The following is a 24,387-nucleotide window of genomic DNA, read 5'->3' as shown; positions in this document are numbered from 1 at the left end:
CATTCACTCTACCGACGGGACCGCAGCAGCTGCAGTAGGCGACGTCAGGCGGCGGTCGTTGGTGCGGCGCATGAGGAGGGATTGGCCTACTTCGGTGGTGAAGCCCCAGCGGCGGTAGAAGGGGATGAGGTCCGGTTGGCAGACCAGTTCGAGGCTGCGGACGGTCTGCAGGCGGGGGTGGTTGACGATGGCGTTCATCAGGGTGGTGCCGTGGCCAGCGGTGCGGTGCTCCGGGGCGACGACGACGTCGAGGATCAGAGCGATGTGGGTGTAGTCGGTGAGGACGCGCGCGAAGCCCGCGAGGAGGTCCGACGGGGGATCGACCAGGGCCACGACGATGTCGGACTCGCGCAGGATGCGTTCGGTGTCCGATCGGGTCCGGTCCGACATCCACCAGGTGGAGTGGAAGAGGGTCAGCAGTTCGGGGAGACGGTCGGGCTCGACCTCGTGCAGTACGTCGACCATCGTCTCATTCTGCGACATCAACTAATCTTGACTCATTCCAGAAAAGGCGCAAGACTGCTCAACGTGCCGACGACCGACGAGCTCCAGCAACTGTTGCGGGGCGTCTCGTTGCGGGTGACCCGGCCGCGGGTGGCGGTGCTGACCGCGGTGTACGCGCATCCGCACTCCGACACGGACTCGATCATAGGGGCCGTGCGCAACGAACTGCCCGAGGTGTCGCACCAGGCCGTGTACGACTCGCTGCACACATTGACGGCGGCGGGCCTGGTACGACGGATCCAGCCGCTCGGGTCGGTCGCGCGGTACGAGTCGCGGGTGGGGGACAACCACCACCATGCCGTCTGCCGGTCGTGCGGGGCGATCGCCGACGTCGACTGTGCGGTCGGGCACGCGCCATGCCTGACCGCGGGCGACGACCGCGGGTTCGTCATCGACGAGGCCGAGGTCATCTATTGGGGCCTGTGCGCCGACTGCTCGTCCACACGCAGTACCTGACTTCCTGTTGAAAACGTCCAGTCCTGGAAGGAATCCGATGTCCGAGATTCATGAACCACTGCCCGGCGAGGGCAGTGAGGAGAGCCGCGGCGAAGAGAACGCGCAGGCGACAGGGGGTTGCCCGGTCGCGCACGGTCAGGGTGCTCACCCGACCCGCGGTAACGCGAACCGCGGCTGGTGGCCGAACCAGCTGAACCTGAAGATCCTGGCCAAGAACCCGGCGGTGGCCAACCCGCTCGGCGAGGAGTTCGACTACGCTGCGGCGTTCAAGACCCTGGACCTGGCCGCGGTGAAGGCGGACATCGCCGAGGTCCTGACGACCTCGCAGGACTGGTGGCCGGCCGACTTCGGCAACTACGGCCCGTTCATGATCCGGATGGCCTGGCACAGCGCCGGCACGTACCGGATCAGCGACGGCAGGGGTGGTGCCGGTGCCGGTCAGCAGCGGTTCGCGCCGCTGAACAGCTGGCCGGACAACGCGAACCTGGACAAGGCACGCCGGCTGCTGTGGCCGGTGAAGAAGAAGTACGGCCAGAGCCTGTCCTGGGCCGACCTGATGATCCTGACCGGGAACGTCGCGCTGGAGACGATGGGCTTCAAGACCTTCGGGTACGCCGGTGGTCGCCCGGACGTCTGGGAGCCGGAGGACGACGTCTACTGGGGTCCGGAGACCACCTGGCTGGGCGACGAGCGCTACAGCGGTGACCGCGACCTGGAGAAGCCGCTGGGTGCGGTCCAGATGGGCCTCATCTACGTGAACCCGGAAGGCCCGAACGGCACCCCGGACCCGATCGCCTCGGCCCGCGACATCCGCGAGACCTTCGGCCGGATGGCGATGAACGACGAGGAGACCGTCGCGCTGATCGCCGGTGGCCACACCTTCGGCAAGACGCACGGCGCGGCCGACCCGGAGGAGTACGTCGGCAGCGAGCCGGAGGGCGCGCCGATCGACCACCAGGGCCTGGGTTGGCGGAACACGTACAACACCGGCAAGGGTGCCGACACCATCACCAGCGGCCTCGAGGTCACCTGGACCCGGACGCCGGCGCAGTGGGGCAACGACTTCTTCGAGAACCTGTTCGGCTACGAGTGGGAGCTGACCAAGAGTCCGGCCGGCGCGAACCAGTGGGTCGCCAAGGACTCCGACGATGTCATCCCGGACGCGTACGACGCGGCGAAGAAGCACAAGCCGACGATGCTCACCACCGACCTGGCGCTGCGGTTCGACCCGATCTACGAGCCGATCTCGCGTCGCTTCAAGGACAACCCGGAGGAGTTCGCGGACGCGTTCGCGCGCGCCTGGTTCAAGCTGACCCACCGCGACATGGGCCCGATCGCGCGGTACCTCGGCCCCGAGGTTCCGACCGAGACGCTGATCTGGCAGGACCCGGTTCCGGCCGTGGACCACGAGCTGGTCGGTGCCGACGACATCACCGCGCTGAAGGCGCAGATCGCGGCCTCCGGACTGCCGGTCGGGCAGCTGGTCTCGACCGCGTGGGCGTCGGCTTCGACGTACCGCGGCAGTGACAAGCGTGGTGGCGCCAACGGTGCCCGCATCCGCCTGCAGCCGCAGAGCGGGTGGGAGGTCAACAACCCCGACCAGCTCGCGCAGGTACTGCGGACGCTCGAGGGCATCCAGGACAGCTTCAACTCCGCGCAGACCGGCGGCAAGAAGATCTCCCTGGCCGACCTGATCGTGCTGGCCGGTGGCGTGGGCGTCGAGGTGGCCGCGAAGAACGCGGGCCACGACGTCGCCGTACCGTTCACTCCGGGCCGCACGGACGCGTCGCTGGAGCAGACGGACGTCGACTCGTTCGCCGCGCTCGAGCCGGCTGCGGACGGCTTCCGCAACTACTACGGCAAGGGCAATCGGCTCCCGGCCGAGTACCTGCTGCTGGACAAGGCGAACCTGCTCACCCTGAGCGCGCCCGAGCTGACCGTCCTGGTCGGCGGCCTGCGCGTCCTCGGGGCGAACTACGACGGTTCGTCGTACGGCGTACTGACCGAGACTCCTGGTGTGCTGACCAACGACTTCTTCGCGAACCTGCTCGACCTGGGCACGGAGTGGAAGCCGGTCGACGACAGCCAGGAAACCTTCGAGGCCACCGTCAACGGCGAGACCAAGTGGACCGGCACCCGGGCCGACCTGGTCTTCGGCTCGAACTCCGAGCTGCGCGCCGTCGCCGAGGTCTACGCCGGCGACGACGCCAAGGCCAAGTTCGTCCAGGACTTCGTCGCCGCCTGGACCAAGGTGATGGACCTGGACCGCTTCGACGTCGCCTGACCCGCACCTGGACACAAGACCGGCTCCCACCCGTGCGTGGGGGCCGGTCTTGTGTGAGGTGCCTTGTGACGGATGTAGGGGCGTGTCAGGCTGGCGGGGTTGTTGTCGGGTGGAAGGGGTCTGTCATGCGGTTTCATCATGATCGGGAGCCTGCGGGGGACCTGACGTTCAGTGATGTGTTCCTGGTGCCGAACCGGTCCGCGGTCACGTCCCGGCTGGATGTGGACCTGTCCACGACTGACGGCAGCGGTACGTCGATCCCCGTCGTCGCGGCGAACATGACCGCGGTGTCGGGCCGGCGGATGGCGGAGACGATCGCGCGCTGTGGTGGGCTGGCCGTGATTCCGCAGGACATCCCGGTCGACGTGGTCGCCGAGGTGGTTGCCTGGATCAAGGAACGGCACACCGTGCACGACACCGTGCTGGTGCTGCCGCCGACCGGGACCGTGGGCGAGGCGCTCAACCTGTTGCCCAAGCGCGGTCACGGTGCGGTGATCGTGGTCGACGAGGGCCGTCCGGTCGGCGTGGTGACCGAGGCCGACTGCGCGGGCGTGGACCGGTTCAGCCAGCTCGACGGGATCATGTCGCGGGAGCTGCTGACCCTGCCGGCCGGCACCGACGCGGAGACCGCGTTCGACCAGTTGCACGACGGCCGGCACCGGCTCGCGCCTGTTGTCGATGCGAACGGCAACATCGTCGGCATCCTCACCCGCCAGCGCGCGCTCCGCGCCACCCTCTACCAGCCGGCTGTCGACGCGAACGGCAAGCTCCGGGTCGCGGCGGCCATCGGGATCAACGGGGACGCCGAGCAGAAGGCCAAGGCGTTGCTCGACGTCGGGATCGACGTACTGGTCATCGACACCGCGCACGGTCACCAGGAGCGGATGCTCGAGGTCCTGGAGCGGGTCCGTGCCCTGGGCCCTGACGTTCCGATCGTCGCCGGAAACGTGGTCACCGCCGAGGGAGTCAGCGATCTCGTCGCAGCCGGCGCGGACATCGTGAAGGTCGGCGTCGGACCAGGCGCGATGTGTACGACGCGGATGCAGACGGCGGTCGGTCGTCCGCAGTTCTCCGCCGTACTGGAATGCTCGGAACGGGCTCGTGAGCTCGGCAAGCACGTCTGGGCGGACGGCGGCGTACGCCATCCGCGCGATGTCGCGCTGGCGCTGGCCGCGGGTGCCTCGAGCGTGATGATCGGCTCTTGGTTCGCCGGGACGTACGAGTCGCCCGGCGATCCGCACCGGGACAGCGACGGCCGGATCTACAAGGAGAGCTTCGGGATGGCGTCCGCCCGCGCGGTCCGCTCCCGGACGGCCGACGACACACCGTTCCAGCGGGCCCGGAAGGGGTTCTTCGGCGAGGGCATCTCGACCGCGCGGATGTATCTGGACCCGGAGCGGCCGAGCGTCGAGGACCTGCTCGACTCGATCGTGTCCGGCATCCGCAGCTCGTGCACGTACGTCGGCGCCGCCAACCTGGCCGAATTCCACGAGCGCGCGGTCGTCGGCCTGCAGACGGCCGCCGGGTACGCCGAGGGCAAGCCGCTCGACACCAGCTGGTGACCGACGCACCGAATCCCGTCTCCCCGGCGGGCCGAACGGTGGATACTCGGTGACCTGACGTCAATGCGATGTCCTGGGGTGGGTTGCGGATGCCAGTTGATGGGGAGGAAAGGTCGCCGGGAGTCCTGCGGGTGGACGCGGAGACGGCGATCATCCTGCGGGAGGCGTACCACAAGATCGAGTCGCTCTACCGGGCGTCGCACTACGGCCTGTTCGACTATGTCCGCGCGGTGGCCGGGAAGATCACCACGGTCGACACCTTCTACGTGGGCTTCCTGCACGGCTCCAACCGGGTCCGGTACCCGTACGGCTACGACAGCGGACAGTACGACGATCCCGCCAGCCACATCTACGGGCCGAACGGGCAGACTGCCTGGCTCCTGCGCCAGCGTCAGACCTACCGCTTCGCGTACGACAACGGCGCCGTACTGCAGTCTGGTGTCCCGGCCGGCGACGTGTCCAAGCGGTCGGAGGACGCGGTGACCGTGCCGATGTTCCGTCCCGGCCGCGACGGTGGACCGGACGAGCTGTTCGGCATGATGTCGATGCACAGTTATCGCCCGAACAGCTACGACGACAACGCCGTACGGGCGTTTGAATGGCTCGCTGGAATGACTGCCCGGGTGCTCACCCGGGAGGCGGAGGACCGGGAGGCGCTGCGGCTGCTTCCGGCCGGGGCTGAGTCCCCGAACGTGCTCACGTCGGACTCGGTGATGGAGTATCTGTCGAACCGGATCGCCATCCTGAGAGCGCTTGCGCACGAGGCGATGGCAACGACAGGTGTGGCTGATCCGGCTCGGGACTCGCTCGGCAAGCTGATCAAGGAGGCCGAGCAGACGCAGTCGGAGCTGATCGAAATGATGCTCGACGCGGACGACGGACCCGAGCAACGGTTCGCGCTGCTGACTCCGACCCAGCAGAGTGTTGCGCTGCTCCTCGCCGAGGACCCCGGCAACACCCGGATCGCGACCGAGCTGGGCATCTCCGTCAACACGGTCAAATCCCACCTCAGAACGATCCTGACCAAGTACGAGCTGGCGAGCCGCGCCGAGGTGGCCGCCGACGTACGCCGGTATCTGGCCCGCTGAGCAGGCACGACCGCAACTTTCTTCCCGAGGCGCAAGACTCGTCAATGACTACATCATCCCCGGGATGAGATTGAGGGCACAACAACCTCATGCCGTGGGCGATAGGCAGGTCCTGACACGAGGTGGCACGGTGTAGTCAACGGGGGGAGGGAGAGGACGCCAGAAGAACTGCCGGGGGGTCGCCGATCTCACAGGGGGCTGCGAGATCGGCAGACGCGGGGGCTCACAGGAATTGGCGTCCTGATCTGGTCGCGGGTGGTGCGGGGAGTTCGGCCGAGGCTTGGGAGGGCGACTCGGGAACTCGGAACCCCACCACCCGCGACTTCTCTGTGTAATCGGCGTGCACGGTCTTGCCTGCGGTGAGAGAGTCGGGCCGTGCCGACCACCGCGCCAACGGAACCCAGGGCCGTCGAGATCGCGTGTGACGAGTCCGGGTACGAGGGGGAGAAGCTCGTCGGCGGCGTGACCGACGTGTTCGCGCACGCGAGCGTGCGGCTCGACGAGCAGACCGCGGCGGCCTGCGTCGCCGAAATCCGGGCCCGGATCAAGTCGCCCGCGACCATGTACAAGGCCGGGCACCTGCTCCGGTCGAAGCAGCGCGCGGTCCTGCTGTGGTTCCTCGGGCCGGAAGGCCCGCTGGAGGGCAACGCGCACGTGTTCCTGGTCGACAAGACCTACTTCCTCGTCTCCGGGCTGGTCGACTTCCTCGGTGCCCGATCCGAGACGATCCGGTTCCTGTACGACGCCGGCCGTCGGAGCGACGAGGCGCGGGGCTTCCTGGAAGCGGCGAACGACTTCGTCCGGGCCGCCGACGAGTCGCCGATCCCCCGGCTGGACCCGCTGATGCCGGCGATCGTCCGGGCGGTCGAGTTCTGGACCGACGGCGGCCGGGCGGTCGCGATCGCGCACGATCGGCAGACCACGTTGTCGGCCGGGCGAGTCGGCCGGTTGCAGGAGTCGACCGAGGGATTCGTCGCGCTGGAGCAGGTCGACTCGTTCACCGACCATCGCATCCAGATCGCCGATTTCCTGGCCGGGATCACCCGCAAGATGGCCTCCGACCAGTTGCGGGGCGCCGACGACGCGGAGGTGAGTGCCCTGCTGGCGCCGTACCTCGACAAGGCGTCGGTCTGGCCTGCCTGGGGTCCGCCTGGCGGACTGGCACCTGGCAATATCCCGGCGGCGGCGTCATAGTCGAGTGATCGATTGAAGGGTCGACATCGTGGAGGCAGACAAGTCCGCCCCGCTGAGGGTCGACGCGGAGACCGCGATCATCCTGCGCGAGGCATATCACAAGATCGAGGCGCTGTTCCGGGCCGATCACTACGGCCTGTACGACTACGTGCGGGTGGTGGCCGGCAAGGTCGCGCGGGTCGACACGTTCTTCGTCGGTTTCCTCCAGGGCAGCAGCCGGGTCCGCTATCCCTACGGCCACGACGACGGCCAGTACGTCGACCCGGACACGCACAACTTCGGGCCGAACGGCCAGACCGCGTGGCTGCTGAAGCGGCGCACGACGTACCGCTACGCCTACGACAACGGTGCCGCGCTGCATGCCGGCGTACCGATCGGCGATGTCGGGCGGCAGTCCCAGGACGCGGTGACGGTGCCGATCTTCCGGCCGGCCAAGGATGGTCCGGACCAGTTGTTCGGGATGCTGTCGATGCAGAGCTACGAGCCGGACAGCTACGACGACAACGCCGTCCGGGCGTTCGAGTGGCTCGGCGGCGTGGTGGAGCGGGTGCTGACCCGCGAGGGCGAGGATCGGGAGGCGCTGCGGATGCTGCCGGCCGGCGACGCCGGACCCAACCTGCTGACCTCCGACCACGTGATGGAGTACCTGACCCACCGGGTCGCGTCGATCCGCGAGATCGCGACGGAGGCGCTGAGCGAATCCGAGGTGGCCGTGGCGGTGGAAGGTTATCTGCACCGCATCGTCGACGCGACCGAGCACATCCAGTCCGAGCTGATCGAGATGCTGATGGACACCGACGAGGGTCCTGAGCGCCGGTTCACCAGCCTGACCAAGGCGCAGCAGAACGTCGCGGTCCTGCTCGTCGACGGCCTCGACAACGACCAGCTCGCGGCCGAGCTCGGGATCAGCCTGAACACGGTCAAGACCCACCTCAGCGCGATCCTGCGCAAGTACGGCATGGTTCACCGCGCCCAGGTCGCCGACGACGTCCGCAAGTACCTGGCCCGCTGACCTCTCGACATCCTTGATGGCATGAAGTGACTTCCGGGTGCCGGTTATTCCTACCTGTATGACCTCACGGGTGCGCGACTCGCCACTCACACCGACAACGTGGTGGTTGCTGCCAGCAACAAGACTGACCGCTTCGAGATCGCGCAGCCGCGTCCTGCCTGCGATCTACTCCGACAACTACTTGTGGTTGCTGCCGGGCGAGTCCCGGACGATCACCGTGACCACTCCGAGCTCGGCCTCCGGCCTGAAGCTGGAGGCCGAGCCCTACAACAACAACTAGTAGGAGCGGGCGACGAATGCGGTGAGGCCGCGTTCGTCGTCTTCGGTGGGGAGCGTGCCGTCCGGACGCTGCAGGCAGCGGACCGTGACCCCCGCCGTGGCCAGTCTGTCCTCGCCGTCTTCGCCGACGACGTCGTACGGCAGGCTCGCCCAGCCGGTCGTCGCCGCCTCCAACGCCTCGTCCACACTGGAGACCGCCGTGGTCCGTGCGGTCTGGCGCGCGGTCGCTTCCGCCAGCAATTGAGCCTGGTCCGCTTCCATCGCCGCCACCACGGTCGAGGTGAGGTCCGGCAGACCGGCGGTCTCCTTGCCGGAGCTCCGCAGCCGGCGTACGACCGTTGCCACGTTGCCGTCCAGGTCGCGGGGGCCGAGCTCGATGCGGACCGGGACGCCCTTCAGCTCCCAGTTCACCGCGCGCCGGCCGAAGGGCTGGTCGGTGCGATCGTCCACCTCGACGCGCAGACCGGACGCCGTCAGCTCGTCCGCGATCCGTCGAGCGGCCGAGACTGTCTCGTCCCTGACCGCGAGTACGACGACCTGGGTCGGCGCGACGAGCGGCGGGACGCGCAGCCCGGCGTCGTCGCCGTGCACCATGATCATCCCGCCGACCATGCGCGTGGTGCTGCCCCAGGAGGTGGTCCAGGCGAGCTCACGCTGCCCGTCGCTCGACAGGAAGCCGATGTCGAAGGCGCGGGCGAAGTTCTGGCCGAGTTCGTGCGACGTGCCCATCTGCAGGGCCTTGCCGTCACCGGTCATGGCTTCCAGCGTCATCGTGTTGATCGCCCCGGCGAAGCGCTCCCGCCGCGTCTTCCGGCCGGGCAGCACCGGGATCGCCAGCACGTTCACCATCACGTCGCGGTAGACGTCGGTCAGGATCCTGGTGGCGAACGCGCGGGCGTCCGCGGCGGTCGCGTGCGCGGTGTGGCCCTCCTGCCACAGGAACTCCGTCGTCCGCAGGAACAACCGTGGCCGCAGCTCCCAACGGACCGCGTTGGCCCACTGGTTCAGCAGCAGCGGCAGGTCGCGATAGCTCTGGATCCACTTCGCCATGTACTCACCGATGACGGTCTCCGAGGTCGGGCGGACCACCGCCGGCTCCTCGAGTTGCTTGCCTCCGGCATGCGTCACCACGGCGAGCTCGGGACTGAAACCCTCCACGTGCTCGGCCTCGCGGCGCAGATGACCCTCGGGGATCAGCAGCGGGAAGTACGCGTTGGCCGCGCCGGCCGCCTTGATCCGCTCGTCCAGCGCCGCCTGCAACCGCTCCCAGATCCCGTACCCATACGGTCGGATGACCATGGTCCCCCGCACCGGCCCGTTGTCGGCGAGCTCGGCTTTGGCAATCACATCCTGGAACCATCGGGGAAAGTCCGTGGCCTGAGCGGCAAGCACGGATCGGGTTGTGGTCATGTGCTGTGAGTTTAGGAGCAGTTGTCGTACGCCGCCGCCCAATTACAGCCGAGCGCCCGGTGACCGAGAGGTCACCGGGCGCTCAGAACTTCAGATCAGAGCGAGGCCAGGGCGTCGTTCCAGGTCTTGGAGGGCCGCATGACGGCGGCGGCCTTGGCCGGGTCGGGCTGGTAGTAGCCGCCGAGGTCGACCGGGCTGCCCTGGACGGCGATCAGCTCGCCGACGATCGTCTGCTCGCTGGCCGTGAGCACCTCGGCCAGCGGGCCGAACGCCTTGGCCAGATCGGCGTCGTCGGTCTGCTTGGCCAGCTCCTCGGCCCAGTACAGGGACAGGTAGAAGTGGCTGCCGCGGTTGTCGATGCCACCGACGCGACGGGTCGGCGACTTGTCCTCGTTGAGGAACGTCGCAGTGGCCCGGTCCAGCGTGTCGGCGAGAATCTGGGCGCGCGCGTTGCCGGTCGCCTGGGCCAGGTGCTCGAAGCTCGCGGCCAGGGCGAAGAACTCACCCAGGCTGTCCCAGCGCAGGTAGTTCTCCTTGACCAATTGCTGCACGTGCTTCGGCGCGGAGCCGCCCGCACCTGTCTCGAACAGCCCGCCACCGGCCATCAGCGGCACAACCGACAGCATCTTCGCGCTGGTGCCGAGCTCGAGGATCGGGAACAGGTCGGTCAGGTAGTCACGCAGTACGTTGCCGGTCACCGAGATGGTGTTCTCACCGCGGCGGATCCGCTCCAGCGAGAACTTGATCGCGTCCACCGGCGCGAGGATGCGCAGGTCCAGGCCCTCGGTGTCGTGGTCGAACAGGTACTTCTGGACCTTGGCAATGATCTGAGCGTCGTGAGCGCGGGTCTCGTCCAGCCAGAACACCGCCGGGTCGCCGGTGGCCCGGGCCCGGTTGACGGCCAGCTTGACCCAGTCCTGGATCGGCGCGTCCTTGGTCTGGCAGGCGCGGAAGATGTCGCCGGCCGAGACGACCTGCTCGAGTACGGCGTTGCCGGCCTCGTCCACGAGCCGGACCGTGCCGGTGGTCTGGATCTCGAAGGTCTTGTCGTGCGAGCCGTACTCCTCGGCCTTCTGCGCCATCAGGCCGACGTTCGGGACCGAGCCCATGGTGGACGGGTCGAAGGCGCCGTTCGCGCGGCAGTCGTCGAGCACGACCTGGTAGATCCCGGCGTAGCTGCTGTCCGGCAGCACCGCGAGCGTGTCGTGCTCCTGGCCGTCCGGTCCCCACATGTGGCCGGAGGTGCGGATCATGGCCGGCATCGACGCGTCCACGATGACGTCGGACGGGACGTGCAGGTTGGTGATGCCCTTGTCCGAGTCGACCATCGCCAGCGCCGGTCCGGCGGCCAGCTCGGCGTCGAACGACGCCTTGATCTCGGCGCCCTCGGGCAGTGACGCGATGCCGTTGAGGATGCCGCCGAGCCCGTCGTTCGGGGTCAGGCCGGCCTTGGCCAGTAGGTCGCCGTACTGCGCGAAGGTGTTCGGGAAGAAGGCGCGGACCACGTGGCCGAAGACGATCGGGTCGGAAACCTTCATCATCGTGGCCTTCAGGTGGACCGAGAACAGGACGTCGTCGGCCTTGGCCCGGGCGACCTGCGCGGTGAGGAACTCACGCAGCGCGGCGACGTGCATCACCGACGCGTCGACGACCTCGTTGGCCAGCACCGGCACCGACTCGCGCAGGACGGTCGTGGTGCCGTCGTCGCCGACCAGCTCGATCCGCAGCGAGCCGTCGACCTCGATCACGGCCGACTTCTCGGTGGAGCGGAAGTCGTCCTGACCCATGGTGGCGACGTTGGTCTTGGAGCCCGCCGACCAGGCGCCCATCCGGTGCGGGTGGGCCTTGGCGTAGTTCTTCACCGAGGCGGGCGCGCGCCGGTCCGAGTTGCCCTCGCGCAGCACCGGGTTCACCGCGGAGCCCTTGACCTTGTCGTAGCGGGCCTGGATCTCCCGCTCCGCGTCGGTCTTCGGCTCGTCCGGGTAGTCCGGCAGCGCGTAGCCCTGGGCCTGCAGTTCGGCGATGGCCGCCTTCAGCTGCGGGATCGAGGCCGAGACATTCGGCAGCTTGATGATGTTGGCTTCCGGCGTCCGGGCCAGCTCGCCGAGCTCGGCCAGCGCGTCCGCGATCCGCTGGTCGTCCTTCAGGTACTCCGGAAAGAGGGCGATGATCCGGCCCGCCAGCGAGATGTCCCGGGTCTCCACCCCGACCCCGGCCTGACCGGCGTACGCCTGGATCACCGGGAGGAACGAGTACGTGGCGAGCGCCGGAGCCTCGTCGGTGTGGGTGTAGATGATGGTCGAGTCGGTCACCACGTGCTCCACTTCAGGTCGGCAAGCTCCGCCCCCACCCTAATAGGCGGTCAGCCCCGTCCAGACCGGACGTGTCCATGCTCACGCTCCGTCGCGCCCCGCCCCAGCCCTCCCCCCGCGGCCCGGCCCAGCCCTCCCCCGGCGGCCCGGAGGCGCATTTGGACGGATATCCCCTCAACTGACGGGTTCTGCGGCCGCAATAACGTATGAGAACCCGCAACCTGAAGGGATATCCGTCCAAATGCCACCTCCGGGCCGGGGCGGGGGGAGTGTGGCGGGGGTGGGTGGCGGGGGTGGGTGTGGGGCTAGTCGAGGTCGTCCGGGTGAGTCAGGGTGATCCCGGCCGCTGTGGTGACCGCGCTGGTGAAGGTCAGGGTGTCGATCGGGGAGGAGGAGGCCACGGTCGCGCCGGTCAGGGCGGTGAGGCCGCGGGCGGCGTCCCAGGTGCAGTCGACGAAGACCGCGCCGGACGCCTTGACCTGGGAGAACTCCGCCCCGGTCAGGTCGCAGGAGCGGAACACGGCTCCGGTCAGATCCGCGGAGACGAAGTCCGCGTTCTGCAGCCGGCAGTCGGAGAACTCGACCTTCACGAACTTCGCGAACCGGAACGAGCCGAAGTCGAGCACGCTGTCACGGATCGTGGCGTGCTGGATGCTCATCCCCGGCCCGGCGAACCCGGTCAGCCGGGACGAGGTGATCGCCACCCGGGTGAGGGCGCCATCGGACCAGCGGGCGTTCGCAACGTCGCACTGGGCCAGCTCGGTGTCGACCAGGATCAGCTTGTCCAGGTCCGACCCGGCCAGCTTGGCGCGGGTCAGCCGGCATCCGCTCAGCTCGAGATGCTCGGCGACGAGATCGCTCAGGTCCACGTCCTCCAGGGACAGGTCGAGCAACCGGGTCTCGTCGTCGAGGTCGTCCGGCGTGGGCGACGCGGACTCGAGCTGGGTGCGCAGCCGGGGCGCGGCGATCTTCATGGAGCGACCGTAACCAGAGCCGCGGACAATTCAGTTCGAGCGCAGGTAGTGCGCTGCCGCGCCGATCAGCGCCGAGTGCTCGGTGTCCTTGGTGGGCGCGACGTCGAAGCTGAACACCTCCGCCACGATGTCGAACGCTCCCGATATCGAGCCACCCAGCACGGTCTTCGTCACCCCGAAGCGATTGAGCCAAGCGGTGAGTGCGGTCGCAAGATCACCGAAGGAGGTCAGCAGGGCGTCCTTCGCGGCGGCGTCACCGGCTCGTGCCTGGTCGGCGATCTCCTTGACCCCGGGCGCTTCGGTGCCCGTGCTTGCGAAGTACCTGCGCAGGATCGCTCGCCCGGAGATCGAGTCCTCCAGCGGCTTGCCGTCGTACTCCGTCTTGTAGAGCTCACCGCCGGGCGGGACGGTGTCGCCCTCGCGGACCACGTGGCCGTCGGCGAGGAACGCCGTACCGACGCCGGTGCCGATGGTGACGCCGACGCAGCGCTCGACACCGCGGACCTCGCCCGCGGTCCACTCACCGACAGCGAACGCCTCGGCGTCGTTCATGAACATCAGCCGGTCCAGGGCGAGCTCCGCACGCAGACTGTCGCCCAGGTTGTACCCGTACAGCTGGTCGAACTTGTCCTGGCCGCGATACCAGGCGACGCCGGTGGCGAAGTCGAACGGACCGGGCAGCGCCACCGCCAGACCGTTTGCCAGCGGCAACTTCCGGGCCGCCGCCGCCAACTGCGCGACGACCACCTCGGCCGCCTTCTGCGACTCGAGCTTGGCCCGCTCCACCACGTGCACAGACCAGTCGTCCGGCGACACGACTGCCGCCGTCACGTGACTGCCCCCGACCTCCAGCACAGCTACGTCCATCCGCTCATCTTGACAGCAACAGGGTGCGCCACACTTTGCCCGGCCGTGTCCGTAGAGTGTCTGGTACGAGTGACACTCGAGGGGATCGGGAATGCACGCCGAGAGCAGTGTGACGCCCGTGGTCGCGGCGCTGAGCGTTGTGGTCGCGGTGGGCGGTCACGCGCTCGCGGGCGGCACAGTCTCGCTGCAGTTGGTCTCGCCGCTGCTGGCCCTGACCGCGGTCTGCTGGCTGTTGGGTGAGTACCTCGCCGGCGAACGCGCACTGTCCGTGGTCGTGCTCGCCGCGATCCAGCTCTTCGTCCACGTCACCCTCGACGCGGCCCACGAGCCGATGGCCATGCCGATGCACCACGAGATGATGCCGCGCGGGATCGGCGGCAGTCTCGTCATGACCGCCGCGCACCTGACCGTCCTGCTCGCCGGCGTCGTCGCGATCACCGGCGCACATCGCTGGGTCCACCGGGTACTGCGGATCTTCGCCCGTCTCCTGCCCCGCCTGCCGATCTTGACCCCAGTACGCCGGTACGCCGCCGTACTGCTCGTCGTACCGCCGTCACCGCGACTGGTTCAGCGGTGGCTCACCTCGAACGTCTCGCGGCGCGGGCCGCCGGTCATCCGGGCGATCCCAGCGATGTCCTGACCGGCCGCGTGCCTTCGCGGCCGGGTCGTCCCGTGTGACCGCGAAAGGTTCCCATGTCCAAGAAGTTCGCCCTGCGTGCTGTCGCGATCGCGGCCGCATCCACGCTTGTGCTGGCCGGCGCCGCCACCTCGGCGTCGGCCCACGTCACGGTGTCGTCGCCGGATGCCAAGCCCGGTGGGTACGCGAAGCTGGTCTTCCGCGTGCCGACCGAGTCCGATACGGCCGCCACCACGAAGCTCGTCGTCTCGTTGCCCAAGGACCACCCGTTCGCCAGCGTCGGCGCGCAGGTCAAGCCCGGCTGGACGGTGGTGAAGACGACCGAGCAACTGCCTGCGCCGGTCAAGGTCGGCGACGTCACGCTGACCAAGGCGATCACCACCGTGACCTGGACGGCCACGGCTGGCGGGGTCCCGGCCGGCAACTTCGACGAGTTCTCCCTGTCCGTCGGGCGCATTCCGGACGGCGTCGACGCGCTGAGCTTCCCCGCAGTGCAGTCCTACAGCGACGGTGAGGTGGTCAAGTGGGACCAACTCGCCAAGGAGGGTGCTGAAGAGCCGGAGCACCCGGCGCCGACGCTCAAGCTGGCAGCCGCGATCACACCGGTCGCGGCAACGACGCCGGAGTCGGAGAACTCGTCGGATCCGTTGGCTCGCGTCCTTGGTGGCGCCGGCCTACTGCTGGGCCTGATCGGCTTGGGCCTGGGGCTCCGGTCCCGCAAGCCGGCCGGATCCGAGAAGGCGTAGTCGTGCGCCGACTGATCGCAGTACTGGTGGCGTCGCTGCTCGCTCTGGTGGTTTCCACCGGAGTGGCGGCGGCGCACGCCAAGCTCGAGTCGATGACCCCGGGCGACGGTTCGTCGATGGCCGCACCGCCGACCAAGGTGGTGCTGACCTTCAACGAGCCGGTCGGCAGCAACGGCACGCAGGTGCAGGTCAAGTCGCCGTCCGGGAAGAACGTCGCCACCGGCGATGTGCAGGTGATCGACAACACGGTGACCCAGCCGGTCGGCGCGATGGTCGACGCCGGCCGCTACCAGGTCGACGCCCGCGTGGTGTCGGCCGACGGTCACCCGATCACCGTCACCGGATCGTTCACCGTCACCCACTCCGGCCACCCGGCCACCCAGCCAGGCGGTACGCCGACCGCCAGTCAGGACAGCGGCTCGAACACGGTCACGATCGTGGCGCTGTGCCTGGTGATGCTCGTCGTGGTGGCGCTCGCGATCGTCATCGTCCGCCGCCGGCCCGCCTCGCAATGAGGTCGGCGAAACCGGCCGTCGCGGGTGGGATGGTTGCCGCTGGCATCGTGGTGATGGTGGCCGCCTTGCTCGCGGCCGGTGGTGCGCCACAACCGTTGCCGGACGGTCTCATCGGCGCCGGAATGCCTTTGTCCTGGTCGGTTCCGGTCCTGCGCTTCGTCGCCGATATTGCCGCGGTGGCGACGGGCGGTGCGCTGGTGGCCGTCGTACTGTTGCTTCCAGCAACTGATGGGAGGCTGTCGCCGAAGGCGTTGCGAGCCTGCCAGGACGCGGCGATCGCGGCCGCTGTCTGGGCGGTGGCGAGCATCGGGGGGCTGGTCACCTCGGCCGCGGTGATCCTGGGGATTCCGTTGTCGCACCTTGCCGAGCACGCGTCCGCGGCGGGGGAGCTCTTGCAGGTCAGGGCTCTGGCGGTGGCCGTCGTACTGACGGCGATTCTCGCGGTGGTTCTGAGCGGCTGCCGGACGGTCCGTGGCGCGCGGTTCGCGGCGGTGCTCACCGCAGCGGCACTGACCGGTCCGCTCCTCACCGGGCACGGAGCGATCGAGCGGACGAACGTCTGGTCCGTCCTCGCGACCAGCTCACTGGTCGTCCACGTCTTCGCCGCGACGGCGTGGATTGGCGGTCTGGGCGCCGTACTGCGGTATGCCCGGAATCGGCAGGCGGTCGAGCGCTTCAGCCGGCTCGCGCTGGTCTGTGCGATCGCGATGGGCGTCACCGGGTTGGTGACCGCTGAGATCCACCTCGGCGGGCGGGAGGATGGCTGGGCGCTGATCACTCAGTGGGTCACCAGCGGGTACGGCGCTCTGGTGTTCGCGAAGACCGTGGCGTTCGCGATTCTGGTGCTGGTCGGATGGTGGCATCGGCGTACGACGCTCCCGGAGTTGGCGGCCGGGGATCCGGGGGCATTCCGGCGGTTGGCGATCGTCGAGTTGCTGATCATGGCGGGGACCGTGGGCCTGGCCGTTGCCCTTTCGCGCACGCCGTGACTTGCTGACTCGGTGATATGTCAACAGATGTCCGTACAATGGGTGGATGACGGAACCACGGTGGCTGGATGCGCACGAGGCGCGCCTCTGGGAGTCGTACCGTGACGCGCATCGCGAGCTGATGCGCGCCCTCGAGGCCCGGCTGATCGCGAACTCCGGGCTGTCCGGCGCCGACTACGCCCTGCTGCATCCGCTGTCCGTCGCGGAGGACGGCGTACTGCGCACCCGCGACCTGGGCAAGTCGGTCGGCTGGGAGCGCAGCCGGCTGTCGCACCAGGTCAGCCGGATGGAGAAGCGTGGCCTGGTCACTCGCGAGGAGTGCGAGTCCGACGCCCGCGGCTCGATGGTCCGGCTCACCGGCCTCGGCCGGAAGGCGATCGAGGCGGCCGCACCGGACCACGTCGAGGCCGTCCGCAGCTACTTCTTCGACCACCTGAGTCCCGAGGAGCAGGGCCAGCTCGGCGTCCTCTTCGAGCGCGTCCTCACCGCGGTGCCCGCGAACCCTTGCGCGACCCCGGACTGCGAGGAATAGATCGCCGGCGGTCCCAGCAGCTGGGAGCTCACCCCGTGGGTTGACATGTCATCTCGATGAGCTATTTTGGTGATGCATCACCAAAGAGCCTCCGGGCGCCCCTCTCTTCGTGAAGGAACAGCCATGCCCAAGATCGCGATCATCCTCGGCAGCACGCGCCCGGGCCGCAACGGCGAAGCCGTGGCGCAATGGGTGCTGGATCTGGCCAAGCAGCGCAGTGACGCCGAGTTCGAGCTGGTCGACATCGCCGACTACAAGCTGCCGCACCTGGACGAGGCGATGCCGCCGTCAATGGGCCAGTACAGCCAGCCGCACACGCACGCCTGGGCCGAGAAGATCGCCTCCTTCGACGGATTCGTCTTCGTCACCCCGGAGTACAACCACTCCACCTCCGGCGCGCTGAAGAACGCGATCGACTTCCTGTTCAAGGAGTGGAACGACAAGGCGGCCGGCTTCGTCAGCTACGGCGCGGTCGGCGGCGCCCGCGCGGTCGAGCACCTGCGTCTGGTGATGGGCGAGCTCAAGGTCGCCGACGTCCGCAACCAGGTCACGTTGTCGCTCGCCACCGACTTCAAGAACTACTCCGAGTTCGCGCCGGCCGACTTCCACGAGCCCGAGGTCCACGCCATGCTCGACCAGGTGATCAGCTGGAGCAACGCCCTCGCCAGCGTCCGGGTCCCCGCCGCTGCCTGAGCCGTCCTGCTTCTGTCGCCCGTCCCGGTGTTCTGCGCCGGGGCGGGCTTTCGTTTTCTGGTGGTGACTCCCGGTATGCGGAAGTGACACGCCGTCACGGAGAGCAGTCGGGGGGCGGGGTCGGAAGAATGATGGCGTCGGGTTCGGATGCGCGCTGGATTTGACAATCGTTTTCACTAACGTGAGGATGTGGCGTGTGTCCGATGCTCTGAACAGACGCGGGTTCCTGGGGCTGGCCGGTGCGTCGGCATTGGCCGGACTGACCGGTTGCGGCGCCGATGGCGAGGCCGCGGCCCAACCGAAGAACGGCGGCCGGCTGCGGGCCGTGTACGCCGGTGGCGGCGCCAAGGAGGTCCTCGATCCGCACGTCCAGAGCCTGTTCGTGGACATCGCGCGGCACAAGGCGACGTACGAGAAGCTGGTCGAGCTCGGGCCTGATCTGAAGCCGGTGGGGCGGCTGGCCGAGAAGTGGGAGCACGACGGAGAGGCCACGACCTGGCGGTTCAGCCTGCGGGATGCGACCTTTCACGACGGCGGGAAGCTGACCAGCGAGGACGTGCTCTACAGCCTCGCCCGGATCGCCGACCCGGCCGTGCCGGAGCGCGTCGCCCAGTCGTCGCTCGCGACCCTGGACCTGCGGCGCAGCCGGACCGTCGATGCGCGCACGGTCGAGCTGGTGCTGACCGCGCCGAACGCGGAATTCCCGGCCCTGCTGGCGGGAATCGGGACCCAGATCGTGCGGGACGGATTCAAGGATCCGACGAAACCGGTGGGGACGGGCCCGTTCCGGTTCGTCTCGTTCGAGGCCGGCCGGTCGATGATCGCCAACCGGTACGACGACTACTGGGACGAGCCGGCCCGGATCGAGGAACTGCACATCCTCTCCGCCGACTCCGAGGCTCGAGCGAACGCCGTACAAGGCGGACAGGCAGAGTACGCGAACGACATGACCGCGACCTTCGCGCGGACCGCGTCGGCCGGTCGGACTGTGCGGATCGTGGCCGCGAAGGCCAGCACGATGCAGGCGTTCGTGATGAAGGTGGATCGGCCGCCGTTCGACAATCCGGACGTGCGGATGGCGTTCAAGCTGCTCACCGACCGGCAGCGGCTGGTCGACGTGGTACTCGCCGGTCGTGGTGAGGTCGGCAACGACCTGTTCGGCAAGGGATATCAGTACTATCCGGCCGACCTGGCGCAGCGGGAGCGGAACGTCGGGGAGGCCAAGGACCTTCTGCGGAAGGCCGGGCTGCTGAACAAGGAGATCGAGTTCCTGACCGCCGATGCCTCGGCTGGGTTCGTCGAGTCGGCCACGCTGTTCGCGGAGCAGGTCGCCGAGGCGGGCGTGAAGCTCAAGGTGGTCCCGGGGAGTGCGCAGACGTATGCGAAGGACCTGCTCACGAACGGTGTCATCGGCAACCATCGGTCCGGTGCGATGCCGATTCCGCAGTACGTCACGGATCGGCTGCTGACCAAGTCGCCGTTCAATGTGACGCATTGGCGCCGGGCCGGTTTCGACGCAGGGTTTGCGGCTGCGCAGCGGCTGACGGATGAGGGTGCGCGGTCGGCGAAGTACGGCGAACTCCAGGGGACGCTGCGAGACGAGGGCGGCATTCTCGCGTGGGGGCTGCCGGACTATCTGGTCGCGGTCTCGGCCACGGTGCAGGGGGTGCAGGCGGTGCCGCCGAACACGCTGGACTCCGGCCGGTTCGACAAGGTGTGGCTGGCCTGAATGCGGACGTACGCCGGACAGCGGGCGGTGCTCGCCGTCGTTCAGTTAGGTGTGCTCTCGGTGCTGGTGTTCGTGTTGACTGCTTTGCTGCCTGGGGATGCGGCGGACATGCGGTTCACGGAGACGCTGACGCCGGACCAGGTCTCGCGACTGCGTGCTGAGCTGGGGCTCGATCAGCCCTTGGTGTCGCGGTTTGTCGATTGGTTCGGCGACGTCGTGAGGGGTGATCTGGGTACGTCGTTGATCAGTGGTGGGCCGGTGGTCGACATCGTGAAGAGCTCGGTGGGGGCGACGCTGGTCCTCACGCTGGCGACGCTCGCGGTCGTCGTACCGCTGGCAGTTGCCCTCGGCATCGTGATGGGGACGCGGGAGAACGGGCGGCTCGATCGGGCGATCACCTCGGTGACGCTGGCGTTGAGTGCGATTCCGGACTTCGTGATCGCGGTGCTGCTGGTGGCGGTGTTCTCGCTCAAGCTCGGGTGGTTGCCGGCGACCTGGATCGGCGGGTCTCTGCTCGCTTCCCCGGTGTTGCTCGTGCTGCCGGTTGCTGTGCTTCTCGGGCGTACGGTCTGCTTGTTGTCACGCCAGGTGCGTGCGGGGACGATCACGGCACTGCACGCGGAGTACGTCGTACAGGCACGGCGACTCGGGGTCCCGCGGCGGCGGTTGCTGCTGCGGCACGTGCTGCCGAACGCCGCGGTCCCCGGGGTACAGGAGCTGGCGCGGACCGGCGACACGTTGCTGGGTGGAGTCCTGGTGGTGGAGGCGATCTTCGCAATCCCCGGCTTCGCCACCGCCCTGGTGGACGGCGTCGAAACCCGCGACGTCCCGGTAGTCCAGGGCCTGACCCTCGTCCTAGCAGTAGCGGCCCTCCTCCTCAACCTGGCGGCCGACCTCCTCTGCAACCGCCTTGTCCCCCGAACGGAACTCCTCCGATGAACCGGCGGCTTGGTGGGTGGTTGTCGGTTGGGATTGGGGTGGGGCTGGTTGGGGTTCCTGTGGTGGTGGCGGTGTTTGGGCCTCTGGTGCCGGTTCGGGTGGAGGCGGGGTTGCCGTATGCCTCGGCTGGGGTTTTGGGGACGGATGGGTTGGGGCGGGATGTGCTTCAGCTGCTGCTGGTTGGTGGGAGAACGGCGCTGGGGATGGCGATCGGGGCTGTGGTGATCGCGTATCTGATCGGCGGGTTGATCGGGTTGGTGGCGGCGTCGACGCGGCACCGGTGGTTGGACGAAGGGCTGATCCGGCCGCTCGACGTACTGCTGCCGTTGCCTTCGCTGCTCGTGATCAGCGTGGTCGCGGTCGGTTGGCGGGCGTCGGCGCTCGCGATCACGCTGGCGGTTGCTCTGGTCAACGTCCCGACGGTCACTCGGCTGGTGCGCGCCGCGGCGCTGGATGCCGCGAGCAGTCCGGTCGTCGAAGCCCTTCGTATGCAGCGCGCGTCTTGGATCAACATCCACCTCGGGTACGTCGGCCGCTCCGTCCTCGGCCCGGTCGCCGCCGACCTCGGCACCCGCATCACGCTCGCCGTGTTCCTGGTTGCCTCGGTCAACTTCCTGGGCCTCGGCCTGAGCCCCACCGCCCCCGACTGGGCCGTCAGCATCTCCCGCAACCGCGAAGGCCTTCTCCTGCAACCGTGGTCCGTCCTGGCCCCCGCCCTCCTCCTCGTCTCGTTCACCCTAGGTTTCAACCTCCTAGCCGACCGACTCCTCCACCACACCCGCCGCCGGCCAGTCGAGGCAACCCGATGACCACTCCACCCGCCGATACGCCCACCAACCGGCCTGCCGATCCGACATCTGATGGGCTGACCCACCCGTCGGTGGGTTTGCCCCCCGAACTCCGGTTGGCCAACCCGCCGTCTGATGGGTCAACCCATGAGATGCGGCAGGGAGCTGGGCTGACCCACCCGCCGGTGGGTTTGCCCCCGGGAATCCGGCTCGCTAACCCACCATCTGCTGGGTCAACCCAGCAGACGCCGCAGGAGCCGGATGGGGCCGGGGTGGAGGTGGTGGTGCGGGTTAGCGGGCTTGGGGCGTTTGCTGGGGACGCCGTTCTGGTGGATGGGGTTTCGTTTGAGGTGGTGGTGGGGGAGGTTACGGCGTTGGTGGGGGCTTCGGGGTCGGGGAAGACTACGTCGGCGCTGGCGTTGCTGGGGGAGGTCGGGGAGGGGGTCCGGCTGGAGGGCAGGGTGGAGGTCGGGGGAGAGGTTGTTGTTGATGGCAACGGAGTGACGGGGGCGGCGGCGCGGGTTCGAGGGCGGGTGGTGGCGTACATGCCTCAGCATCCGGGGAGTGCGCTCAATCCGGCGCGGCGGATCGGTACGACGTTGCGGGAGCTCGAGGGGCTGCATCATCGTGGGGAATCGGTGGTCCCGGGAGCACTCAGGGCGGCACAGCTGCCGGGCGATCGGGAGACGTTGCGGCGATTTCCGCATCAGTTCTCGGGTGGGCAGCGGCAGCGGATCGCACTCGCACAGGCGTTGACCTGCAGACCGAAGGTGCTGGTGCTGGACGAGCCGAGCACCGGCCTCGACTCGATCACCCGCCTGCAGTTGGTCCACGAGCTGAGAGAACTGACCGCCGACGGACTCGGGATCTTGTTGCTGAGTCACGATCTCGACCTGGTTCGAGCACTTGCCACCCGCGTCGTGGTGCTGTCGGCCGGCCGAGTCATCGACTCCGGCGGTCCCGACGTACTCCCAGAAGCACCAGACCTCGAGCGATCGGGAACCACTGCCACCCGGCATCCGTTGCTCCAGGCAATGAAGCTGTCCGCGTCGCAGCGTCCCCGCGGCCGCGACCCCATCCTGCACGAGATCGACCTCGCCGTCGGCCCGGGCGCGTGCGTGGGCGTCGTCGGCCGTTCCGGCAGTGGCAAGACCACGCTGGCCCGCTGCCTGGCCGGCCTGCACGAGCGCTACACCGGCCGGCTCTTCCTCGACGATGAACCTCTGCCCATCCTGCGCAAGCGATCACGCACCCAGAACCGCCGGGTCCAGTACGTCTGGCAGGAGGTCCGCGGCTCGTTCGACGAACGTCGCCCGGTAGACCAGCAAGTCGCCCGGACAGCTCAACGACTCCGTGGCCTCGACCCCGAGCCAGCCCATGCGGAAGCCGTCGCCACCCTGGCTCGCCTCGGCGTCTCCGCGATGACCGCGGCCCGTACGCCGAGCCGCCTGTCCGGTGGTGAGCTGCAGCGAGCCGCACTCGCCCGGGCTGTCCTCGCGCATCCCGACGTACTGATCTGCGACGAGGTCACCACGGCGCTCGACGATCACGGTACGGCGCTCGTCGTCGAACTGCTGACCGAGCTGAAGGACCGCGGCACCGCGCTGATCTGGATCGGTCACGACCTCGGCCTGGTCGCGGCGGTCTCCGACCATGTCCTGGTGATCGACGCAGGCCGCATCGTCGAGCAAGGACCACCCGCGACCGTGATGACCGAACCACACCACGAACTGACCCGGCGGCTGGTGAGGGCCGCCTCGATCGGTCACCCACAATCTCCGCCCGTGCTGACACTCGACACGAGGAGCGAACCGCGCCGATGACGCGACTGCACGACCACCTGGCGGAGGCGATCAAGGACCCGGATCCGATCCGCGTCGGCGATCATCTGATCTGCCTGCGGTTCGAGACGATGAAGGTGTACTCCGCGCTCGGCGCCGTACGGCACCTGCTGGAGACCGGCGCGGTCCGGCCCGGCGACACGCTGATCGACAGCTCGAGCGGGATCTACGCGCACGCGCTGGCGCTGGCCTGTCACCGGTACGGGATGAAGTGCCACATCGTTGGCTCGACCACCGTTGACCGGACGCTGAAGATCCAGTTGGAGATCCTCGGTGCGACGGTCGAGCAGGTGCCGTCGTCGAACAACCTGCAGCTCGACCAGAACCTCCGGGTCCGCCGGATCGGCGAGATCCTGCGCGACAACCCGTCGTACCACTGGATGCAGCAGTACCACGACGACATCCACTACCTCGGGTACGGCGCGGTGGCGGATCTCGTGGCCGAACTGGTGCCGGCCGGGGCGCTGTGTCTCGTCGGAGGGGTCGGGACCGGCGCGTCGACCGGCGCGATCGCGGAGTACCTGCGCGATCGCGGCCGGGACGTGAACCTGGTCGGCGTGCAGCCGTTCGGCAGCATCACCTTCGGCGCCGGGCACACCCAGGATCCGGAGATGATCATCGCGGGGATCGGCAGCTCGATCGAGTTCCGCAACGTCCGGCACGAGCTGTACGACCGGCTGCACTGGGTGTCGTTCGACTACGCGATGTCGGCCGCGGTGGACCTGCTGCGGACGTCCGGAGTGTTCGCCGGCCTGTCCGCGGGCGCGGCGTACCTCTCGGCGCTGTGGGAACACAACTGCGACAGCAGCCGCAAGCATGTGTTCCTGGCCGCCGACACCGGGACGCGGTACGTCGAGTCCGCGTTCGCCCGTCATGCCGACGCCCGGCCGATGGAGTCGATGCGGCCGCGCGAGATCGACTCGCTGGACCAGCTCGCGGTGCCGTGGTCGGCGATGTCGTGGGACCGCCGGGAATCCGCCTGGACACGGCGCGAGGAGTTTCCATCTGCGACTCCGTCGCATTAATCTCTGGTCTG

General features: G+C 68.5%; 23 protein-coding genes. 18 read left to right on the top strand and 5 right to left on the bottom strand.

The window, feature by feature from the left end:
- Positions 1–3: 3 nt before the first annotated feature.
- Complete coding sequence (locus E0H75_RS41215; protein WP_131519176.1) at positions 4–483, bottom strand: GNAT family N-acetyltransferase; 480 nt, start codon at positions 481–483, stop codon at positions 4–6.
- 45 nt (positions 484–528) lie between these two features.
- On the opposite strand from E0H75_RS41215, the gene E0H75_RS41210 reads away from it, so the two are divergent.
- From E0H75_RS41210 to E0H75_RS41180, 7 genes are all read left to right on the top strand, one after another.
- Positions 529–960: a Fur family transcriptional regulator gene (locus E0H75_RS41210; RefSeq protein WP_131519175.1), complete on the top strand. Its 432-nt coding sequence runs from the start codon at positions 529–531 to the stop codon at positions 958–960.
- 37 nt (positions 961–997) lie between these two features.
- Positions 998–3,244, top strand: a complete 2,247-nt coding sequence (gene katG / locus E0H75_RS41205) for a catalase/peroxidase HPI (protein ID WP_131519174.1) — start codon at positions 998–1,000, stop codon at positions 3,242–3,244.
- A 125-nt stretch (positions 3,245–3,369) separates the two neighbouring features.
- Complete coding sequence (locus E0H75_RS41200; RefSeq protein WP_131519173.1) at positions 3,370–4,806, top strand: GuaB1 family IMP dehydrogenase-related protein; 1,437 nt, start codon at positions 3,370–3,372, stop codon at positions 4,804–4,806.
- A gap of 89 nt (positions 4,807–4,895) precedes the next feature.
- Positions 4,896–5,894, top strand: a complete 999-nt coding sequence (locus E0H75_RS41195) for a LuxR C-terminal-related transcriptional regulator (protein ID WP_131519172.1) — start codon at positions 4,896–4,898, stop codon at positions 5,892–5,894.
- Between the two features lie 375 nt (positions 5,895–6,269).
- Entirely contained in the window at positions 6,270–7,088 is an 819-nt protein-coding gene (locus E0H75_RS41190; RefSeq protein ID WP_131519171.1) for an NAD-dependent protein deacetylase of SIR2 family, read from the top strand.
- Between the two features lie 28 nt (positions 7,089–7,116).
- The gene (locus E0H75_RS41185; RefSeq protein WP_131519170.1) at positions 7,117–8,100 is read left to right on the top strand and encodes a helix-turn-helix transcriptional regulator; all 984 of its coding nucleotides are present in this window, start codon (positions 7,117–7,119) and stop codon (positions 8,098–8,100) included.
- 58 nt (positions 8,101–8,158) lie between these two features.
- Positions 8,159–8,380, top strand: a complete 222-nt coding sequence (locus tag E0H75_RS41180) for a glycoside hydrolase family 2 protein (RefSeq protein WP_131519169.1) — start codon at positions 8,159–8,161, stop codon at positions 8,378–8,380.
- Here E0H75_RS41180 and proS read toward each other — a convergent pair.
- The 4 genes from proS to E0H75_RS41160 all read right to left on the bottom strand — a co-directional run bounded on the left by proS (position 8,377) and on the right by E0H75_RS41160 (position 13,942).
- Positions 8,377–9,789 carry a proline--tRNA ligase gene (gene proS, locus E0H75_RS41175; RefSeq protein ID WP_131519168.1) on the bottom strand — a complete coding sequence of 471 codons (1,413 nt, stop codon included), beginning with the start codon at positions 9,787–9,789 and terminating at the stop codon, positions 8,377–8,379. The two genes, E0H75_RS41180 and proS, sit on opposite strands and share 4 nt — an antisense overlap.
- 95 nt (positions 9,790–9,884) lie before the next feature.
- Positions 9,885–12,101 carry an NADP-dependent isocitrate dehydrogenase gene (locus E0H75_RS41170; protein WP_131519167.1) on the bottom strand — a complete coding sequence of 739 codons (2,217 nt, stop codon included), beginning with the start codon at positions 12,099–12,101 and terminating at the stop codon, positions 9,885–9,887.
- Between the two features lie 305 nt (positions 12,102–12,406).
- A complete protein-coding gene (locus tag E0H75_RS41165) occupies positions 12,407–13,075 on the bottom strand; it encodes a pentapeptide repeat-containing protein (protein ID WP_131519166.1) in 669 nt (222 codons plus the stop codon).
- 30 nt (positions 13,076–13,105) lie between these two features.
- Positions 13,106–13,942, bottom strand: coding sequence for an ROK family protein (locus tag E0H75_RS41160; protein WP_131519165.1), 837 nt, complete (start codon positions 13,940–13,942; stop codon positions 13,106–13,108).
- Between the two features lie 91 nt (positions 13,943–14,033).
- On the opposite strand from E0H75_RS41160, the gene E0H75_RS41155 reads away from it, so the two are divergent.
- From E0H75_RS41155 to E0H75_RS41105, 11 genes are all read left to right on the top strand, one after another.
- The gene (locus E0H75_RS41155) at positions 14,034–14,582 is read left to right on the top strand and encodes a hypothetical protein (protein ID WP_131519164.1); all 549 of its coding nucleotides are present in this window, start codon (positions 14,034–14,036) and stop codon (positions 14,580–14,582) included.
- 53 nt (positions 14,583–14,635) lie between these two features.
- The gene (locus tag E0H75_RS41150) at positions 14,636–15,325 is read left to right on the top strand and encodes a YcnI family copper-binding membrane protein (protein WP_131519163.1); all 690 of its coding nucleotides are present in this window, start codon (positions 14,636–14,638) and stop codon (positions 15,323–15,325) included.
- Between the two features lie 2 nt (positions 15,326–15,327).
- On the top strand, positions 15,328–15,840 hold the full coding sequence (locus tag E0H75_RS41145) for a copper resistance CopC family protein (protein WP_238163574.1): 513 nt from the start codon (positions 15,328–15,330) through the stop codon (positions 15,838–15,840).
- Positions 15,841–15,869: 29 nt separating this feature from the next.
- Positions 15,870–16,829, top strand: coding sequence for a copper resistance D family protein (locus E0H75_RS41140; RefSeq protein WP_238163573.1), 960 nt, complete (start codon positions 15,870–15,872; stop codon positions 16,827–16,829).
- Positions 16,830–16,875: 46 nt separating this feature from the next.
- A complete protein-coding gene (locus tag E0H75_RS41135; RefSeq protein ID WP_131519161.1) occupies positions 16,876–17,361 on the top strand; it encodes a MarR family winged helix-turn-helix transcriptional regulator in 486 nt (161 codons plus the stop codon).
- A gap of 123 nt (positions 17,362–17,484) precedes the next feature.
- Positions 17,485–18,054, top strand: coding sequence for an NADPH-dependent FMN reductase (locus E0H75_RS41130; RefSeq protein WP_131519160.1), 570 nt, complete (start codon positions 17,485–17,487; stop codon positions 18,052–18,054).
- A gap of 196 nt (positions 18,055–18,250) precedes the next feature.
- Complete coding sequence (locus E0H75_RS41125; protein WP_202873437.1) at positions 18,251–19,783, top strand: ABC transporter substrate-binding protein; 1,533 nt, start codon at positions 18,251–18,253, stop codon at positions 19,781–19,783.
- Positions 19,784–20,722 carry an ABC transporter permease gene (locus E0H75_RS41120; RefSeq protein WP_131519159.1) on the top strand — a complete coding sequence of 313 codons (939 nt, stop codon included), beginning with the start codon at positions 19,784–19,786 and terminating at the stop codon, positions 20,720–20,722. It begins immediately after the preceding gene.
- A gap of 203 nt (positions 20,723–20,925) precedes the next feature.
- Positions 20,926–21,531, top strand: a complete 606-nt coding sequence (locus E0H75_RS41115) for an ABC transporter permease subunit (RefSeq protein WP_238163572.1) — start codon at positions 20,926–20,928, stop codon at positions 21,529–21,531.
- Between the two features lie 251 nt (positions 21,532–21,782).
- The gene (locus E0H75_RS41110) at positions 21,783–23,333 is read left to right on the top strand and encodes an ABC transporter ATP-binding protein (protein ID WP_202873436.1); all 1,551 of its coding nucleotides are present in this window, start codon (positions 21,783–21,785) and stop codon (positions 23,331–23,333) included.
- Positions 23,330–24,376: a pyridoxal-phosphate dependent enzyme gene (locus E0H75_RS41105; protein ID WP_202873435.1), complete on the top strand. Its 1,047-nt coding sequence runs from the start codon at positions 23,330–23,332 to the stop codon at positions 24,374–24,376. Before E0H75_RS41110 ends, E0H75_RS41105 begins: the two co-directional genes overlap by 4 nt.
- Positions 24,377–24,387: the final 11 nt, after the last annotated feature.

Origin of the sequence: Kribbella capetownensis (assembly GCF_004331485.1) — a bacterium.
GTDB classification, from domain to species: Bacteria; Actinomycetota; Actinomycetes; order Propionibacteriales; family Kribbellaceae; genus Kribbella; species Kribbella capetownensis.
The sequence above is the reverse complement of the archived record's forward strand: the minus strand, read 5'-3'. Positions and strand labels throughout refer to the sequence as shown.